The sequence below is a fragment of the Chryseobacterium metallicongregator genome (assembly GCF_031324065.1).
GTDB lineage: Bacteria > Bacteroidota > Bacteroidia > Flavobacteriales > Weeksellaceae > Chryseobacterium > Chryseobacterium metallicongregator.
The window spans coordinates 166,895-185,000 of record NZ_JAVIXS010000015.1 but is presented as its reverse complement, the minus strand read 5'-3'; the positions used below and the strand labels follow the sequence as shown (position 1 = coordinate 185,000).

General features: G+C 36.6%; 16 protein-coding genes and 1 riboswitch. Of the genes, 13 read left to right on the top strand and 3 right to left on the bottom strand.

Annotation, left to right across the window (positions count from 1 at the left end):
* Positions 1-200 precede the first annotated feature (200 nt).
* The 5 genes from REB14_RS16235 to tpiA all read left to right on the top strand — a co-directional run bounded on the left by REB14_RS16235 (position 201) and on the right by tpiA (position 5,295).
* Positions 201-767, top strand: a complete 567-nt coding sequence (locus REB14_RS16235; RefSeq protein WP_047432572.1) for a DUF1599 domain-containing protein — start codon at positions 201-203, stop codon at positions 765-767.
* Position 768: 1 nt separating this feature from the next.
* A complete protein-coding gene (locus REB14_RS16230; RefSeq protein WP_309522687.1) occupies positions 769-1,878 on the top strand; it encodes a BT_3928 family protein in 1,110 nt (369 codons plus the stop codon).
* An 89-nt stretch (positions 1,879-1,967) separates the two neighbouring features.
* Positions 1,968-2,315 (top strand): tellurite resistance TerB family protein, encoded by a 348-nt coding sequence (locus tag REB14_RS16225; protein WP_079240962.1) that lies wholly within the window; start codon positions 1,968-1,970, stop codon positions 2,313-2,315.
* Positions 2,316-2,347: 32 nt separating this feature from the next.
* A complete protein-coding gene (locus REB14_RS16220; RefSeq protein WP_079240961.1) occupies positions 2,348-4,474 on the top strand; it encodes a S9 family peptidase in 2,127 nt (708 codons plus the stop codon).
* 62 nt (positions 4,475-4,536) lie between these two features.
* The gene (gene tpiA / locus REB14_RS16215; protein WP_079240960.1) at positions 4,537-5,295 is read left to right on the top strand and encodes a triose-phosphate isomerase; all 759 of its coding nucleotides are present in this window, start codon (positions 4,537-4,539) and stop codon (positions 5,293-5,295) included.
* Between the two features lie 79 nt (positions 5,296-5,374).
* On the opposite strand, the gene REB14_RS16210 is transcribed toward tpiA, so the two are convergent.
* Positions 5,375-6,643: an esterase-like activity of phytase family protein gene (locus REB14_RS16210; protein WP_309522686.1), complete on the bottom strand. Its 1,269-nt coding sequence runs from the start codon at positions 6,641-6,643 to the stop codon at positions 5,375-5,377.
* Positions 6,644-6,877: 234 nt separating this feature from the next.
* A riboswitch (cobalamin riboswitch) is annotated at positions 6,878-7,069 on the top strand.
* Positions 7,070-7,132: 63 nt separating this feature from the next.
* Between REB14_RS16210 and REB14_RS16205 the strand changes: the two genes are divergently transcribed.
* Positions 7,133-8,239 (top strand): T9SS type A sorting domain-containing protein, encoded by a 1,107-nt coding sequence (locus tag REB14_RS16205; protein WP_309522685.1) that lies wholly within the window; start codon positions 7,133-7,135, stop codon positions 8,237-8,239.
* Between the two features lie 352 nt (positions 8,240-8,591).
* Here the strand turns inward: REB14_RS16205 and clpP are convergent, their stop codons facing one another.
* Together clpP and dnaG are read right to left on the bottom strand one after the other, a co-directional pair.
* Entirely contained in the window at positions 8,592-9,278 is a 687-nt protein-coding gene (clpP, locus tag REB14_RS16200; protein ID WP_027373257.1) for an ATP-dependent Clp endopeptidase proteolytic subunit ClpP, read from the bottom strand.
* A 111-nt stretch (positions 9,279-9,389) separates the two neighbouring features.
* Positions 9,390-11,378, bottom strand: a complete 1,989-nt coding sequence (dnaG, locus tag REB14_RS16195; protein WP_309522684.1) for a DNA primase — start codon at positions 11,376-11,378, stop codon at positions 9,390-9,392.
* A 282-nt stretch (positions 11,379-11,660) separates the two neighbouring features.
* Here dnaG and tsaE point away from each other — a divergent pair, with 282 nt between their 5' ends.
* The 7 genes from tsaE to REB14_RS16160 all read left to right on the top strand — a co-directional run bounded on the left by tsaE (position 11,661) and on the right by REB14_RS16160 (position 18,060).
* The gene (gene tsaE, locus REB14_RS16190; protein WP_309522683.1) at positions 11,661-12,068 is read left to right on the top strand and encodes a tRNA (adenosine(37)-N6)-threonylcarbamoyltransferase complex ATPase subunit type 1 TsaE; all 408 of its coding nucleotides are present in this window, start codon (positions 11,661-11,663) and stop codon (positions 12,066-12,068) included.
* A gap of 67 nt (positions 12,069-12,135) precedes the next feature.
* Entirely contained in the window at positions 12,136-13,326 is a 1,191-nt protein-coding gene (locus tag REB14_RS16185; RefSeq protein ID WP_079240955.1) for an alanine dehydrogenase, read from the top strand.
* Positions 13,326-13,697, top strand: a complete 372-nt coding sequence (locus REB14_RS16180; protein WP_079240954.1) for a DUF4258 domain-containing protein — start codon at positions 13,326-13,328, stop codon at positions 13,695-13,697. Before REB14_RS16185 ends, REB14_RS16180 begins: the two co-directional genes overlap by 1 nt.
* A 19-nt stretch (positions 13,698-13,716) precedes the next feature.
* A complete protein-coding gene (locus tag REB14_RS16175) occupies positions 13,717-14,490 on the top strand; it encodes a histidine kinase (protein ID WP_079240953.1) in 774 nt (257 codons plus the stop codon).
* Positions 14,465-15,175: a LytR/AlgR family response regulator transcription factor gene (locus tag REB14_RS16170; protein WP_079240952.1), complete on the top strand. Its 711-nt coding sequence runs from the start codon at positions 14,465-14,467 to the stop codon at positions 15,173-15,175. Before REB14_RS16175 ends, REB14_RS16170 begins: the two co-directional genes overlap by 26 nt.
* Before the next feature lie 110 nt (positions 15,176-15,285).
* Positions 15,286-15,675, top strand: a complete 390-nt coding sequence (locus tag REB14_RS16165) for a hypothetical protein (protein ID WP_309522682.1) — start codon at positions 15,286-15,288, stop codon at positions 15,673-15,675.
* Between the two features lie 96 nt (positions 15,676-15,771).
* Positions 15,772-18,060: a cation:proton antiporter gene (locus tag REB14_RS16160; RefSeq protein WP_309522681.1), complete on the top strand. Its 2,289-nt coding sequence runs from the start codon at positions 15,772-15,774 to the stop codon at positions 18,058-18,060.
* The last annotated feature ends 46 nt before the right edge of the window (positions 18,061-18,106 follow it).

Below are 18,106 nucleotides of genomic sequence, written 5' to 3'. Positions count from 1 at the left end.
TTATAAATTATGAGTTTAACTCCTACACTTTCACACTCTCCTACTCTACACCCCTAACCCTCTCTTACTCTCAAACCCAATAACTCGAATCCCGAAACTCTCAAACTCTCCCACTTTCAAACCTTCTCACACACAAACTCAGGTCGTCAAATTCAAAAATCTAAAACCGAATTCGTATATTTGGAAGATTAAGAAAATTTATGCTAAAAACATCAGTACAGTTCGAAAAAATTATCAGTCAATGCCGTGATCTTTTCGGTAAAAAATTACAGGATTATGGTGCAGCATGGAGGGTTTTAAGACCGAGTTCCATTACCGATCAGATTTATATCAAAGTCAACAGGATCCGTACGCTGCAGATGACTGATAAAAAAATGGTGGATGAAAGTGAGGAAGATGAATTTATCGCCATTGTGAACTATTCTATCATTGGGCTTATTCAGCTAGAGAAGGGTCTTTCCAATGATTTCAACGAAAACAAAGAAGAAATTTTAGGACTTTATGACAAATATGCCAATGAAGCAAAGGCTTTGATGGAGAGAAAAAACCATGATTATGGTGAGGCATGGAGAGATATGAGAATCTCTTCAATTACAGATCTTATTTATCAGAAAGTATTAAGAACTAAACAGATTGAGGACAATCAGGGAAAAACAATCGTTTCGGAAGGGCTTGATGCCAACTATTTCGATATGCTGAATTATGCAGTCTTCTGTCTGATCAAATTCTCAGAAAAAGAAAATCAATTCGAACCCAAAAATATTTAATATGCTCAAAGGTTTATTACGCTTTATTATTGCTGTTATTTTTATCCTTTCAGGCTTTGTAAAAGCCGTGGATCTGGTAGGTTTTTCTTTCAAAATGGAAGAATATTTTGCACCGCCGGTTTTCAACATGCCTTTTTTAGAAAAGTTTGCCCTATTATTCTCCATTATTGTAGTGGTACTGGAGCTTTTCTTAGGATTTATGCTGCTGCTCAAATTAAAGCTTAAATTTACCTTATCCATATTAATTGCTCTTTGTATTTTCTTTGGATTCCTTACATTTTATTCCGCGTATTTCAATGTTGTAACAGACTGTGGATGTTTTGGAGATGCTATCAAATTCACTCCTTGGCAGAGCTTCCTTAAGGATGTTATACTGCTTGTGGGATTGATTATCCTTTTTGTTCTGTACAGAAAAGATTTCCGTAAAAAAGATGAGTACGGAATTACTCAGAAAGAGTCGTCCAATACATTTAAATATATCCTTTTAACAGTCTTTTCTTTAGGGATGATTTATGTTATGGCTCAAGGAATTATGCACGAACCGATCATAGATTTCCGTGATTATAAAATAGGAACAGACATTAAAGCTGAAAAAGCAAAAATTGATAAAAATCCTTCTGAATATAAGACTTTCTACACGCTAAAAAATCAGAAAACAGGAACCGTTGTAAAAGTAAATCAGGATGATTATATCAAAAAAACAGAATACTGGGCAGAAGGCTCTCCATGGAAAATTGAAGACGGAAAGAATGAATCTGTCCTGATCAAAGAAGGCTATAAATCTGAAATTGTAAAGTTCAAGATTGAAGATCCTACAGGTATGGAAGTTACCCAGGAAATCATCAACGCTCCAAAAGCCGTTCTTGTTTTCTCATATCATCCAAAAGATGTTCCTGCAGACCTGCTTCAGAAAGTGGAAACGAAGATAAATGCACAGAAAGGTGCTCTTATCTACGGAATTTCTACAGAACCTAATACTTTTAAAACCATCAAAAATGTACTGATGGATGGAACTGCTATCAAAACAATAGCGAGAAGTAACCCATTTGTACTGATTCTTGAAAACGGAAAAATTATAGACAAACAGCCTGCAAAGGACTACGTTAATTAATTATAAATGATCTTTCTTTGACCAGAAATAATCGTGAATTAATTATCAATTATCAAATCTAAACACTAAACTTAAACATACAACAACTCATGCAAAAATCAAATAAATCAATCGCCGGTTATCATTTACTTATGATCCTTTCTTCTGTAGACGGAGAGTTTGCTCCTGAAGAAGGAATGCTGGTACAGCAATACATGGCGGAGGAATTTCCTTTCAGAATGAATCTTGACAACGAGCTTGAAACATTGGCTCTTTTGCAGCCTGAAGAATGGAAAGATCATTTTGAATTCCATGCAAGATGTTTCCACGAAGATTCTACAGAGGACGAGCGTGTGAAATTTGTTCAGTTTGCAAAATCACTGATCAAAGCTGACAATAAAGTAACGGAAGAGGAACATACGTTCTACGTACTGTTGAAAAACCTTTGGGGACTATAACCTAAGAACAGATCCAAGCCAAAAAAAATACCATGAAAAAAATTTATCTAGGACTATTAGTAATGAGTGCATCTACATTTCAATCTCAGACATTTCCCAATATGAAGACTCCTGTTGCAGAAAAGCAGGAACATATCAGAGAAATCCATGGTGATAAGGTTAATGATCCTTATTACTGGATGATTGATTATTTTAAAAAAGGAAAAGATTCCACCAAAGTTGTTGATTATTTAAAGGCTGAAAACGCCTATTGGGAAGGTATGATGAAGGACACAGAACCCTTCAGAGAAAAGCTTTTCCAGGAAATGAAAGCCAGAATCAAGGAAAAGGACGAATCTGTACCTGTTTTTAGGAACGGATATTACTATTACAGCCGTACAGAGGCCGGGAAACAGTATTTTAAATACTGCAGAAAGAAAGGCAGCCTTACTGCTCCGGAAGAAGTTCTTCTGGATGTAGATAAAATGGCAGAAGGTCATCCATACTATTCGGCTGCAGGTTTCAGCATCAGCCTGGACAATACCAAAATGATCTACGGAGTGGATGATGTTTCCAGAAGGCAGTACAAGCTATTCTTAAAAGATCTTTCTACAGGGAAAATCACGGATCTTGGTATTAAAAATACAACAGGTTCTGCAACATGGGCCAATGATAACAAAACTATTTTCTATACTTCAAAAAATCCTGAGACTCTTTTAACAGAAAAAATTTTCAGACACGCTCTGGGAACAGATTCCAGTAAAGATATTCTGGTATATGAAGAAAAAGATAAAACCAACTATATCAGTGTAGGAAGAACAAAAAACAATAAGTTTATCCTGATCGATTCCCGTGCTACGACCTCTTCTGAAACCAGATATCTGGATGCTAATGATCCTAACGGAAATTTCAAAATTTTTCAGCCTAGAATAAATAATGTACTTTATGATGTAACTTCACTTGAAGATAAATTTTTGGTAACAACCAATAAAGATGCTCTTAACTTTAAGATTGTAGAAACTCCTTTAGATAAAACGGGAGTTGAAAACTGGAAGGATTTTATTCCGCACAGAAAAGATGTTCTGATGGAGGATGTTACTGCATTTAAAAATTATCTGATATTCAGTGAAAGACAAAACGGACTTTCCCAACTGGTAATTTATGATAGAAAAACAGGAAAAAAGGAGTTTCTAAAATTTGATGAACCTACTTATACTGTTTATTCACTGGATAACCCCGAATATAATACGGATAATTTCCGTTTTGGGTATACTTCTATGATTACACCAAGTTCTCAGTATGAGCAGGATTTAAAAACCGGAAAACGAGTTCTTTTAAAACAACAGGAAGTTTTGGGAGGTTACAATAAAGACAATTATACAACGGAAAGACTTTTTGCCACAGCAAAAGACGGAACGAAAATTCCAATCTCCATTGTTTATAAAAAAGGGTTCAAAAAAGATGGAAACAACCCACTTCTACTCTACGCTTACGGTTCTTACGGAAGTTCTATGGATGCCAGTTTCAGCAGCACCAGACTGAGCCTTTTGAACAGAGGCTTTGCTTTTGCAATTGCCCATATCCGCGGAGGTCAGGAAATGGGAAGACAGTGGTATGAAGACGGAAAAATGATGAAAAAGAAAAACACATTTACCGACTTCATCGATTCCGGGGAATATCTGGTTAAAGAAAAATATACTTCACCTAAGCATCTTTACGCTCAGGGAGGAAGTGCGGGTGGTTTATTGATGGGTGCCATAGCTAATATGAGTCCTAATTTATGGAATGGAGTTATTTCACAGGTTCCATTTGTAGACGTAGTGAATACAATGTTAGACACTAGTATTCCACTCACTACCAATGAGTATGATGAATGGGGAAATCCCAATAATAAGGAAGCTTATTTTTATATGAAATCTTATTCTCCATATGAAAATATAGAGAAGAAAAACTATCCGAATCTTTTGGTAACAACAGGATTACACGACTCTCAGGTACAATATTTTGAGCCTGCGAAATGGGTTGCCAAGCTAAGAGATATGAAAACGGACAAAAATGTACTGTTATTAAAAACAGATATGGACTATGGGCATGGTGGTGCTTCCGGAAGGTTTGATTATCTGAAGGATGTAGCGTTGGTATATGCTTTCATGTTTAAACTGGAAGGAATTACTAAATAAGGAGTCTCGCAGATTATCCAAAAAGAAAAATTAAAAAATAAATAAATCTATATTTAAATCTTATGAGAAGAAAAATAGTTGCAGGAAACTGGAAAATGAACAAAAATGTAATTGATGCACAACAATTAATGATTCAGTTACTAAGCTATAAAAACAACAATGCTACGAACTGTGAGGTTTGGATTGCTCCACCTGCATTGTATTTGATGATGGCAAAAGATGTTTTTGAAAAGGATGAAATCGGAGTATTTTCTCAGGATATGAGCGAGTATGAAAGCGGTGCCTATACTGGTGAAATTTCTGCAGATATGCTGGAATCTATTGATGCAACCGGTTCACTAATCGGACATTCTGAAAGAAGACAATATCACGGAGAAACAGATTCTCACTGTAACAGAAAAATCAAATTAGCTCTTGATAAAGGTCTTATTCCTGTTTACTGTAACGGAGAAACTCTTGAACAGAGAAAAGCAGGACAGCACCTTGAAGTAGTGAAAAATCAGACTGAAGTAGCTCTTTTCACCCTTTCTGCTGAAGAGATCAAAAAAGTAGTGATTGCTTACGAACCGGTTTGGGCTATCGGAACAGGAGAAACCGCAAGTCCGGAGCAGGCTCAGGAAATCCACGCTCACATCAGAAATATTATCGCTTCAAAATACGGACAGGAAGTTGCTGACGAGGTTTCAATCCTTTACGGAGGTTCTGTAAAACCAGACAATGCTAAAGAAATTTTCTCTCAGCCGGATATCGACGGTGGTCTTATCGGAGGAGCAGCTTTGAAATTAGAGGATTTCTCTAAGATTATTGAAGCTTTTAATTAATATAAAGGATTTTTATATCATTCAATAAAAAGCGGCGGAATCTTCGATTTCGCCGCTTTTTTCGTTAAAAAAAATCTAATTATTGAATATCGACTACATACATTGTTCCTTTGTCTACTTTACCCGTTTTAGGTAAAATTTTAGCTTTTGGATTTCCGTTTCCATCATCCACTACTCCAAAGTCATCATCATTGAAAACAGCCAGTTTATTATTTCCCAAATAAACAATTCCCTCAAATTTATCATGTTCATAGCCCAGTTTTGCTACCAGATCTACGGCTAATGTTTTGGTAACAGCTTTTATTCCGGCATTGGTAATTTCATCCCATGAACATTGTTCTAAAGCTTTTCCGTTAATTTTCATCCCGTCCACCGCTGTAATATCTGCTCCGTTCACATCCGTTGCATTGCTCAGATTGATTCTGTATACTTTTTTGATTCCTCCCTGAGAACCAAAATTTCCGTCTCTTTCAATCACCAGAAATTCATTGTTGTTAATGGCTGTAATATCACATACCGAGTCAGAAGCTCCACCATCCTGCTTGTATAAAAACTGCTTGGTTTGCCCTGTAATAATATCAAAAGTGACAATTCTCGTTAAAGTAGTATTGGTAGCCAACGCTTTACTAGGAACAAACATCATGGATTGTATAGTACCTACCAATGTTCTTCCATCCGGAGTGATACAAAGTCCTTCCATTCCTCTGTTTGCTCTTCTTTTGGCTAAAACAGCAGGCAGTTTTCTTGGTCCTGTATTTATGCCAACAGGGCTTATTCTTTCCATCTCCATTCCATCAGCACTATAATGTACGATGTGTGGGCCATATTCATCAGAAACCCAGAATGTGCCGTCAGCAGCTGCAACAATACTTTCACTGTCAAGGCCATACTGATCAGTACCTAAGACATTCCCGGAAGCATCATAAGCAATTTCTCCTGTACTTCCCATTCCTACAGGATTTGGCAGTCCTGTAATAGGTTGTCCGGATGGATTTTTAAGTTTAATATATTTGATTACCTCTACATTTCCGTCAGCATTGATTTTAAAATGCATAATGGTTGGAGTAAAATTAGGAGCAAGAAACTTTTTCCCATTCTGGAAGTCAGTATTAGGACCTCTATCCGTAATGACATAGAATTCGCCTTTTCTGGTAGGATGAGCCGCAGCTCCGGAACCAAAGCCACCGTTAATAACATCCACACCGTTTATTGTAGCCAGTTTTGTAAATGGAAATTCCTGAGGGAGTTTGGAATAATTGATATCCTGATTAATCATTGTGGTATCGTCATCACTTTTACATGATGCCAATACAGCCAGTATACCCACAGACCATAGTAATTTTTTCATATGCTATTTTATGGCTGCGAAAATAGAACTTGATTGTAAACTGATCTTGAATAGAATGATAATTGTTTTTTAACAATGGAACAGGTAATATAATTAGAAGATAAACAGAAAAACAACAGATTTAAAAATAAAAAACCAACAATCCGATTAAATAACCAATCAATATGAAAATCAACTTTTTAAGAATATTTAAAAAATAATAATTCACAAAACGGACTCACCAATTTATATGATATATTTGCAGCGTTTTAGGGCTGAACAATGTTCATTAATAGGGAATCAGGTGAGAATACCATTCAAATCTTGAGCTGTACCCGCAACTGTAAACTATTCAAACTTACCGCAAAAAATACCACTGGACCTGAAAATCCGGGAAGGAAGCTGTAAGATGTGAGCCAGGAGACCTGCCGTAAAGCACCAGATTCAGAGAAAGAATTATTTCTCCTCTGAAGATAAGTTTCGGGAATAAAACTTTAAATTAATTATATCATGAGGAAAATCTATCTTTTTTTCTTACTGCTTTGCATGCAGCTATTGTCAGCCCAATTCACAGAAAACGACATTAAATTTTGGGTAGGAACAGGTTCTAAAAAAGCGTATTTCATTGCAGATTTTAATGATGACAGCACTCCCAATTCTTATGCATGGGGATATCGTTTTGACGGCGATGGCCTGATGATGGAAGATCTTATCAATGCAATTGTGGCAGCAGAATCCAAAATACAGGTTGACATTCCTACAGGATATCTTTCTATTCTGAATTATAATCATCACACATCCACTACTGATGACAGCTGGATAACATGGTCTGGATCCAGTTCATCAAACATGACATGGAACAATGGTGTAGGCTATACTCCTTTGGTGGACGGAAAATGGTATGGGGTTACATACGGCCTTGATCATTATGATATTCCTCCCTCTCCTCCCGTTCCAGCCTACAGTTCTGCTTGGCTTACTCCATCTCAGGTTACTAACTGGTTGGGAAACGGAACTAATAAAAGTCTTGTCGTTATTGATTTCGGAACTGATAATGCCAACGGAAATGCCAATTCTTTTGTTTTTGGAATTAAATATAACGGAAATATAACAGCTGAACAGGCGTTACAACTGATTCAGTCTCAAGCTTCTTATTTTAACTTCACATCAGCAAACAATCAGATTGCTAATTTAGCATTGAATTCATTTACTGGAAATACTTCGGGATCAGACAGCTGGAAATTGTATAAGGGAAAAGATTTGTCAAGCTGGCAAGCGAAAACCAATCTTTCTCAGATCCAACTAAACAATAATGACTGGCTTGGATTGAGCTTTGGACAAAGAAGGCCATTTACTCCAACTGAAGCACAGCTAACGTTAGGAGTGTCTTCAGTTACAAAGAAAAAATTCAGTGTTTATCCAAACCCGGCAAGTGATTTTATTCAGATTGAAACGACTGAGAAACTGAAAGAAGTGAATATTTATTCTGTGACAGGACAGAAGATAATGACTTCTCAGGTTACTAAGATTGATATTCATTCTTTAAACTCAGGAGTTTATTTTGTGGAGATTAAAACATCTGAAAATACGACGATCCATAAGATTGTTAAGAAATAGAAAAAGTGCCATGAGGCGCTTTTTTGTGAGGATGTGGGTAAAATATACTGTTGAAGACCACCCCGTCAAAAATTCAAAGAATTTTTAACACCCCTCCAGAGGAGGGGAATTCTTACGTCTTCAGTTGAAACTTTGATTGGGATTGTAATTTTTCTCTCACATCTATTCTTGGATTATTATGGGTGGATTTCTGAGGAATGACAAACTGCATGCATAAACCATCATTCCAATTGTCTCATTCCGTAGGAATCTAAGCATATGGTAAATAAATTAAAATGAGTGATTACAATATTATAATCCAACAAAAAAAACCGCACCTATCTGGTGCGGTTTCTGATGATGTTACCATCAATTATTTTTTCTCAGTAGATCTTTGTAAAACCTCATCTACCATTCCGTAACCTTTAGCTTCTTCAGAAGTCATCCAGTAATCTCTGTCAGAAGATTTTTCTACCCACTCATATGTTTGTCCTGAGTGATGACCGATGATTTCATAAAGCTCCTGCTTCAATTTCAACATCTCTCTCAAGTTGATCTCCATATCAGAAGCAACTCCCTGAGCACCTCCTGAAGGCTGGTGAATCATTACTCTTGAGTGCTTAAGCGCAGAACGTTTTCCTTTTTCTCCGGCAACCAATAATACCGCTCCCATTGAAGCAGCCATACCTGTACAGATTGTTGCTACGTCCGGCTTAATGATCTGCATGGTATCATAAATACCTAAACCTGCATATACACTTCCACCAGGAGAGTTGATATAGATCTGAATATCTTTTGAAGGATCAGCACTTTCTAGGAATAAAAGCTGTGCCGTAACAATATTTGCTACCTGATCATCAATACCTGTTCCAAGGAAGATAATTCTGTCCATCATCAGACGGGAGAATACGTCCATTTGAGCAACGTTTAATCTTCTTTCTTCCATGATGTACGGAGTAAGATTCGTAGGCCCATACATTCCCATATACTGATCGGTAACCAAACCGTTGTTTCCTAAATGTTTTACAGAGAAATCTCTGAATTCTTTTTTAATGTCCATATTTCTATTATGTATTATTTTTTAAATATTCTCGAAGTTTAAATTACAATATTTATTCCTAAAATTTTATAGGACTTTTTGTCACAGAATACCCAAAAATCTGACGTCAAATTATCTTTTTCTATCTACATAAATCCCTTTAATAGGTGAATACTCGATAATATTATTCAATCGGATAGAAGCCTGCTTTAACAATGTAATCTTTTTGATCAGCTCATAATATTTTACCTCATCCGTATTGCTGTAATGATCAAGCTCTTTAGCCGTTTCCTTAATCAGATAGTCAATATATCTGTATTTATGCAGCAAAACATCTCCCTTAATCTGATCTGCCACTTTATCACCATAATTGGGAGGATAAATATTTCTGGAAGCCCAGTTTTCAAGCTCATCCAACGGGATCAGAGCATCTACAACCTTAGTAGTAATTTCTTCGTCCATAAAAGATACAAAAAAGTTTCCACTTCTCAGCTCATCTTTCTGAATCCCTTCCCTTACCTGAGTGATAATGATTTCATTACCTTTGACTAAAAATGCATATTGTTCTTCTTCAAAATGATGAAGAATTTCCTCAATGACTGTAATCTGATATTCTTCCCCCTGTTCATTTCTACGTTTCAGAATAATATCTCCAAATGCCAGCATGTGTTCAACAAGTTTGTTCTCCATGAACAATACATCATAGAGAAAAGGATCTTCTTTTTCCTGATCCAAAGGTACAACCTCCATCTTGGGAGCAGCTGTTTTTTCCTTCTGCTGCTGCTGAACATGATGGGTCTGATTCTGTGTGATCTGTTTCTGAACATCCAGTTCATTGAATAGACTCTGCTCGGAAAGTCCGAACTTGTTGGAAACTTCTTTAAGATAAACCTCTCTTTTCAGGGCATTCTGTACAAAGGAAACCGATTTTACAATGTCCCTTATGGCTTCTGCCTTTTTGATAGGATCATTTCCGATATCTCTTAACAGAATTTCCGCCTTAAAGTCGATGAAATCCATCGCTTCATTTTCGATGTACTTTTCAACGTATTCCTGCGGATGTTTTCTGGCAAAGGAATCCGGGTCGTCTCCATCAGGAAAAAGTAAAACACGGATATTCATTCCTTCGGTCAGAAGCATATCAATACTTCGGAAACTGGCTTTAATCCCGGCATTATCACCATCAAAAAGAATGGTTACGTTTTCTGTAAGCCTTTTAATCAGCTTGATCTGCTCTGTTGTCAAAGACGTTCCGGAACTTGCTACTACATTTTCAATTCCGGACATATGAAGTGAAATCACATCCATATACCCTTCCACCAAAAGACAGCCATTCTTTCTGGAAATAGCCTGCTTACTCTGGTTTAATCCGTAAAGAACATTGGATTTATGATAGATCTCGGTTTCCGGGGAGTTGAGATATTTTGCAGTCTTTACATTATTCTTAAGAATCCTTGCTCCAAAACCTAATACCCTGCCAGAAAAACTGTGAATCGGGAAAATAACTCTTTCCCTGAAACGGTCTACTCCTGCAGGTGTATTTTCCGGGAAGATAGAAAGTCCGGATTTTTCCAGAATTTCCTTGGTATATCCTTTCTCCAGTGCATAAGCTGTAAAAGCATTCTTTTTCTCAGGAGAATATCCAAGCTGAAACTTCTTGATAATATCATCTTTCAACTCTCTTTCTTTGAAATAAGAAAGTCCAATGCTCCTCCCTTCATGCTCCTCCCAAAGAATCTCCTGGAAATAAGTGTTGGCAACCTCATGAATCTTATATAAAAGATCTTTTTCTGTCTGGGCATTTTTTGCTTCCTCAGAAATTTCACGCTGATCTTCTTCAATTTCAATTCCGTACTTTTTGGCAGCGTGGCGAAGTGCCTCAGGGTAAGTGAAATTTTCAATTTCCATAAGGAAAGAGATCGCTGTTCCCCCTTTTCCTGTTGAAAAGTCTTTCCAGATCTGTTTGCTTGGTGAAACAACAAAACTTGGAGACTTTTCTTCATGAAACGGACTGAGTCCTTTGTAGTTAGACCCTGCTCTTTTCAACTGCACGTATTCACCCACAATCTCTTCAACGCGGATTGTGGAGAATATCTTATCAATGGTCTGTTTGGAAATCATGCTGTAAAATTAAGTAATTTTATGGAGAAGTTGGAAGAGTTTCGGAGTTTGAGAGTCGGGAGGTTTGAGGGTTTGAGAATTTCGAGATAACGGGATTCGGGGTTCGAGTTGTTGGGTTTGAGAGTTAGAGGGTTTTAGGGTTAGAGAGTATTTGAGGTTTAAAAGGGCTCATTTAGAATCCAACTTCTGGCGTCTGGCTTCCAGCCTATAATTATTAATTTCTATCTTCTAATCTCTCATTAAAAACTCATAAATCATTATTTTTGCAAAACAAATTAGTATATGCAGTTCACTATCAATACAATCGAAGACTGGCAGGAAGTTGTTGACAGCATCATTCCTCAATTAAAACATAATATTCTTTTACTAAAAGGAAATCTGGGAGCAGGTAAAACCACATTTACTCAATTTCTGCTTAAAAACATGGGCAGCAAGGATGAAGTAAACTCCCCTACGTATTCTATTGTGAATGAATACAATACAGAAAAAGGAAAAGTTTATCATTTTGATCTCTACCGTCTGAAAAACATTGAAGAAGTGTATGATATCGGTATTGAAGAATATCTGGACAATTCTTTTTTATGCATCATCGAATGGCCGGAAGTGTATGAAGAGGATCTTTATGGCCTTAACTACCATACAATGAGCATAGTGAACACGGGTGAAAACAGAGAAATTTCATTCGATTAAATATTATGTATCTTTGCTCATTAATTGAGTGTAAAAAACAATCTGTAAGACATAATTTAATTTAAGGATGAGTACAAATATTTTTACTCCTTTCACAGAAGAAGAATTAATGCCGAAAGAGGAAAAATTGGATGTTATAAAAAAAGGAAAACAATTCAGTATTGGAATTCCTAAAGAAACCTGTCTCAACGAAAGGAGAACCTGCATTACTCCCGACGCCGTACAGGTGTTGGTAGAGCACGGCCATGAGATCATAATTGAAGCAGGGGCCGGAGAAGGTTCATTCTTTACAGATTTACAATATTCGGAATCTGGAGCGAAGATCACCAATGATCCTAAAGAAGCTTTCGGGCAGGATCTTATCCTGAAGGTGAATCCTCCTACAGAAGATGAAATTGAGTACATGAAACCGAATACATATCTGGTTTCTGCACTTCAGATTAATCTCAGAGATAAAGATTATTTCTTAAAGCTTGCAGAGAAAAAAATAAATGCCATCGCTTTTGAATTTATCGTTGATGAATACAAGCAATTGGCTTTGGTAAGATTAGTCGGTGAAATTGCAGGAACCGTTTCTATTTTATATGCCTCTGAATTATTAGCCTTATCAAATGGTTTAATGCTTGGAGGAATTACAGGAGTAAGACCTGCAGAAGTTGTGATCCTTGGCGCTGGAATTGTGGGAGAATTTGCTACAAAAGCAGCCATTGGTTTAGGAGCCAGTGTAAAGGTTTTCGATAACTCTTTATCAAAGCTGAGAAGACTTCATACGATTGTAGACAGCCGTGTACCGACTTCTATTATTGATCCTAAAGAACTGAGCAAAAGTTTAAGACGTGCTGATGTAGTAATCGGAGCTCTTCCAAGATTAAACATGACGCCTATCGTTACTGAAGATATGGTCATGAAAATGAAAAAAGGCAGTGTCATCATTGATATCACGATAGATAATGGTAAAGTGATTGAAACTTCCGAATTAACAACCATGGAAGATCCTTACATCATCAAACACGGTGTTATCCATTGCGGACTTCCAAACCTTACCTCAAGAATGCCGAGAACCACCACCAAGGCCATCTCGAATTTCTTCCTTTCCTATATTTTAAATTATGACGAAGAGGGCGGCTTTGAAAACATGCTGATCCGCAAAAACGAAATGAAGCAGAGCTTATATATGTACAAAGGAAGACATACCAAAAAGATCATCTGCGACCGTTTCGGACTTACGTACCACGATATCAATCTTTTAATTTTCTAATGAAAAAACTGAAATTTTATGCAATAGGCTTCGTTCCGGGGCTTTTGATCGTATTTTTTATTTTAAACAAAAAAGGGGCAAGTTGCAGCGGATATTTACCGAACAGCCGTGTGATTGCTGAAAGTCTTTCCAAAGAATTCAAATATTCTGAAGAGGCTAAAAATGCAATGACGACCTACAAGATTGATGAGAAATTTATAAAAGACAGCATCATTACCAACGGAAAAGTAGACTTTGACCGTAGCCATGCACAGAAAAAACCATGTCCGGATTATCTTATCACTTATCCTGAAAAAAATCCGTCTTACGAAATCACTTTTGAAAAGTGTGAAGAAGCCGTGACGGTAAACGGTCTTAAAAAACTTAAATAGTTTTCAATAACCACAAGCTATGGACGGCAATTACTACATGATTCATGATTATCTGATATTCATCGGAGTTTTTGCCATTTTCCTGTTTCTGACAGTCAGCATTTATCTTTTTAGCCAGAATCAAAAGCTGAAACAGAGAAATACTAAACTAACAGAAACCAATAAACTTATTGAGCAGCGTCTGAATGAAGTTCGTCTGGAACATATCGGCACAAAGCTGAATCCTCATTTGTTTAAAAACATTCTGAATTCAGTACAGTCTCATGCCTATCAGACCTATATGTCACTGGATAAGCTGGCGAATGTGCTGGATTATATTTTATACGAAAGCAACAATAAGTATGTAAGCCCGAAAGAAGAGCTTAGTTTTGCTTTAAGCCTTATTGAGATTAATAAAATCAAGATCAATCCACTTTTTGACTTCAGAATCAAATCAAAGATTAATAAATTGGATGCTTTGTATGAAGAGAAGGTATTTGCTCCGCTGATCTCTGTGGATCTTATTGAAAATGCCTTCAAACATACAGATTTCCTTGCTCAGGACTCTTTCATTTCTATTTATATGGAGCTTGAAGGTGGAATTTTCACTATGAAAGTCAGCAATAAAGCTTCTCTGAAAAATATTCTGGAAAAAGAGAAAAGCGGTTTTGGAAGCCAGTCTTTTGATCAAAGGCTTAAAATGATCTACAGCACCTATTATCAGCTGGAAAGAAGCTCAAAAAATGGAATCTTTACTGCAGAATTAAAAATCAATTTAGGAGAATTCTATGATAAAATGCGTTATTCTGGATGATGAATTGCTGGCCATCAGCTATTTAAAACTTCTATGCGAGCAGATTGAGAATGTAGAAGTGGTAAAAGCATTCAATGATCCTAAAATCTTTCTGAATGAAATAGACAGCCTCGACTGTAATCTGTGTATTCTGGATATTGAAATGCCCGGAATGACAGGTCTTCAGGTGGCTGAGATTATCTCAGGTTCTAAAAAAATCATTTTTACAACAGCTTATAAAGAATATGCAGCCGAAGCTTTCGATTTGAATGTAGTGGATTATGTGAGAAAACCCATCAAAAAAGAAAGATTGATTCAAGCCTTCGAAAAAGCTAAAGAACTGGTAGAAAACACCCCTAAAAAAACTTTTATCGAGTGGAATACGAATATTGGAAAAACGGTTATATTCACAGAACAGATTTCCTACATCAAAACCTCTGAAATTGATAGCAGAGACAAAGATATTATCCTCAGTGACGGAACTACTATTGTACTAAAAAATCTGAATTTTAAAAACCTTCTGGAAATGCTTCCTGCAAAAGATTTTGCTCAGGTCAACAAAAAAGAGATTATTGCACTGTCATCCATTAAGATATTTTCAACCAACGAAATTATCACTACAATTCCTACGGAAGATCACTCTTTTCTGAAACTTCAGATTGGAGATGCTTATAAAAATTCCCTGATGGAGCTCTTCGGAAAATAGATCTTTTTCAAATCTTTCCGGTTTCGTTACAGAATATAAGTCCTTCATTACAACTCCCCTTTTTCAGTATTGAATCCCGTTAATTTTGTATGGAATTAATTGATTTTATAATGAAAAACTTTTTCTATGCTGCAGGACTTCTCATATCCGGCTTGTGTTTTTCCCAGGAAACCTCTTCAAAATTGAAGGTCTCTTTTTTTGACGGAATAGCAGTAGGCGGATATGTAGATCATGGTGCTTACCTCAACTTTACAGGTCCTAATGTAAATATTACCCACAAAAATCTAAAATTCATTCTAGGAATGCTTCCTTCCCTGAGAATTAAAGAAGACCACTCTTCCGGAACCCAAAACAGCCCTATTATGCCTACGCTGGGAGCAGGTCTTACAGTAGTATATCAAAAGATAGCCTTCCAGATCCCTGCCTATTACAATACCAAGACAGCGGATCAGAATGGGAACTGGAAAATAGGAATCGGACTCGGCTATTCTTTCAGATAGATTTTATTACATTTTTTAGAACATTCATTACATTTTAAAAAAAAGAATATTTAACATAACTATATTCTTATCAAATTTGCATAAAATATTGGAATCATGAATTTGGGGAAATACAAAAATATTATTTTTTACATCAGTACCATCGCCTTCTTTTCTTGCCTGATGTACTGGTTTTTTATCCAGGGAAAAACACTGGAAATTGGGGAAAACATTACTCCGAGCAAAGCTACAGGGACTACAATGTGGGAAAATTTTGCGGACTCTTTTCTTACCAATCTTCATCATCCTCTAGCACTTCTTCTTGCCCAAATTGTAACCATTATACTCGTCGCTAAACTTTTCGGATGGATCTGTATAAAACTGAAACAACCTTCCGTAATTGGTGAAATGATTGCAGGTATTGTTTTAGGGCCGTCACTTTTCGGATTGTATTTCCCGGAACTTTCTGCTTTTATCTTTCCTAAAGAATCACTTCCCAATCTGCAGTTTTTGAGCCAGATCGGTCTGATTCTCTTCATGTATATTGTGGGAATGGAGCTTGACCTGAGCGTTTTGAGAAAAAAAGCACATGATGCCGTGGTGATCAGCCACGCGAGTATTATTTTTCCTTTTGCACTGGGAGTTGGGCTTTCTTATTTTATTTATAAAGAATTTGCACCGGAAGGAATTCAATTCAGTTCCTTTGCCTTATTTATAGCCATTGCGATGAGTATTACCGCATTTCCGGTTCTGGCAAGAATCGTTCAGGAGCGAAATCTTCATAAAACAAAAATAGGAACAGTTGTTATTACCTGTGCAGCCGCTGATGATATTACGGCATGGTGTATTTTAGCAGCAGTAATTGCGGTGGTGAAAGCAGGGTCTTTCTCAGGATCAGTATTCGTAATCCTAATGGCTATTCTGTATGTTTTCATTATGATCAAAGCGGTAAGACCATTCCTGAACAGAATTGCAGAGTCTCAGAAAGGTAAAGGTTTTATCAACAAATCGCTGGTGGCTATCTTTTTCCTGATTCTGATTATTTCTTCTTATGCCACTGAGGTTATTGGTATCCACGCTCTTTTTGGAGCATTCATGGCCGGAGCGATCATGCCGGAAAACATTAAATTCAGAAACCTGTTTATAGAAAAAGTAGAAGATGTTGCCCTGGTTTTATTATTACCTTTATTCTTTGTGTTTACAGGATTAAGAACCCAGATCGGGCTATTGAATGACCCTCATCTTTGGAAAATCGGAGGATTGATTATTTTAACAGCTGTTACAGGGAAATTCGTTGGAAGCGCCCTTACTGCAAGGTTTTTGAGAATAAGCTGGAAGGACAGCCTCACCATTGGTGCTTTAATGAACACCAGAGGGCTTACAGAACTTATCGTTCTTAATATTGGTTATGACTTAGGAGTACTGGGGCCTGAACTTTTTGCAATGCTCGTGATCATGGCTTTATTTACAACGTTTATGACAGGGCCGTGCTTGGATCTTATCAATTATCTTTTCAAAGGAAAGAAGTCAATGATAGAAGAAGATGAACATGAAGATAACGATACGAAATACAGAGTTCTTCTCTCTTTCGAAACAGCAAAAGCAGGAAGCAAACTATTGAAACTTGCAGACAATTTCACCCATAAAATGAATGGTAATAAAAGCGTAACAGCCATGAACATTGCCCCTGTGGATGAACTACATGCCTTTGATATTGAAAATTTTGAAAAAGAACAGTTTAAAAATGTTATTGAAACCTCCCATGAGCTTCAGCTTGAAGTGACTACTCTTTTCAAAGCTTCTACCGATGTTGAAAGTGACCTCACGAATATTACCAATAAAGGAAACTATGATCTTCTACTTATCATGCTTGGAAAATCTATGTATGAAGGAAGTTTGCTGGGAAGACTTCTTGGATTTACCACGAAAATTATTAATCCTGAAAAATTATTAAACACCGTAAAAGGAAAAGGTAATATTTTCAACAACTCTCCTTTTGATGATCTTACGCTTCAGGTTTTAGATAAAGCAACCATTCCTGTGGGAATCCTTGTTGATAAAGAATTTAAAACAGCAGACAAGATCTTTGTTCCGATTTTTAATCTAAGTGACTTTTACCTTCTTGAATATGCGAAAAGGCTGATCAACAATAATAATTCTCAGGTTATTATTTTAGATGCTGCAGGACAGATCAGAAATAATATTGAGGTGAAAGAACTCATCAGAAGTATTGAACAGGTAGCTCCTAATCATATTACGCTGTATAATGAGAAAAAGATTGAAAAAGAGTTTCTGAACTCTCAGGACCTGATGCTGATCAGTAGTAAAAGCTGGAAAAATCTGATCGATACCAAGAGTCTTTGGCTGTCTGATATCCCATCAACACTAATAATATCAAATCCATAACACAATAACACACACCGATATTTCTATTTCTATTGAAGCTGTAAAT

Bases quoted from the DNA above. Each gene is read 5' to 3' on its own strand.
- REB14_RS16175 (WP_079240953.1), top strand. From the start codon at position 13,717: ATGGACGGCAATTACTACATGATTCATGATTATCTGATATTCATCGGA.
- tsaE (WP_309522683.1), top strand. From the start codon at position 11,661: ATGCAGTTCACTATCAATACAATCGAAGACTGGCAGGAAGTTGTTGAC.
- dnaG (WP_309522684.1), bottom strand. From the start codon at position 11,378: ATGATTTCCAAACAGACCATTGATAAGATATTCTCCACAATCCGCGTT.
- REB14_RS16230 (WP_309522687.1), top strand. From the start codon at position 769: ATGCTCAAAGGTTTATTACGCTTTATTATTGCTGTTATTTTTATCCTT.
- REB14_RS16210 (WP_309522686.1), bottom strand. From the start codon at position 6,643: ATGAAAAAATTACTATGGTCTGTGGGTATACTGGCTGTATTGGCATCA.
- REB14_RS16220 (WP_079240961.1), top strand. From the start codon at position 2,348: ATGAAAAAAATTTATCTAGGACTATTAGTAATGAGTGCATCTACATTT.
- REB14_RS16160 (WP_309522681.1), top strand. From the start codon at position 15,772: ATGAATTTGGGGAAATACAAAAATATTATTTTTTACATCAGTACCATC.
- REB14_RS16180 (WP_079240954.1), top strand. From the start codon at position 13,326: ATGAAAAAACTGAAATTTTATGCAATAGGCTTCGTTCCGGGGCTTTTG.
- REB14_RS16170 (WP_079240952.1), top strand. From the start codon at position 14,465: ATGATAAAATGCGTTATTCTGGATGATGAATTGCTGGCCATCAGCTAT.
- REB14_RS16185 (WP_079240955.1), top strand. From the start codon at position 12,136: ATGAGTACAAATATTTTTACTCCTTTCACAGAAGAAGAATTAATGCCG.
- REB14_RS16205 (WP_309522685.1), top strand. From the start codon at position 7,133: ATGAGGAAAATCTATCTTTTTTTCTTACTGCTTTGCATGCAGCTATTG.
- tpiA (WP_079240960.1), top strand. From the start codon at position 4,537: ATGAGAAGAAAAATAGTTGCAGGAAACTGGAAAATGAACAAAAATGTA.
- REB14_RS16225 (WP_079240962.1), top strand. From the start codon at position 1,968: ATGCAAAAATCAAATAAATCAATCGCCGGTTATCATTTACTTATGATC.
- REB14_RS16235 (WP_047432572.1), top strand. From the start codon at position 201: ATGCTAAAAACATCAGTACAGTTCGAAAAAATTATCAGTCAATGCCGT.
- clpP (WP_027373257.1), bottom strand. From the start codon at position 9,278: ATGGACATTAAAAAAGAATTCAGAGATTTCTCTGTAAAACATTTAGGA.
- REB14_RS16165 (WP_309522682.1), top strand. From the start codon at position 15,286: ATGAAAAACTTTTTCTATGCTGCAGGACTTCTCATATCCGGCTTGTGT.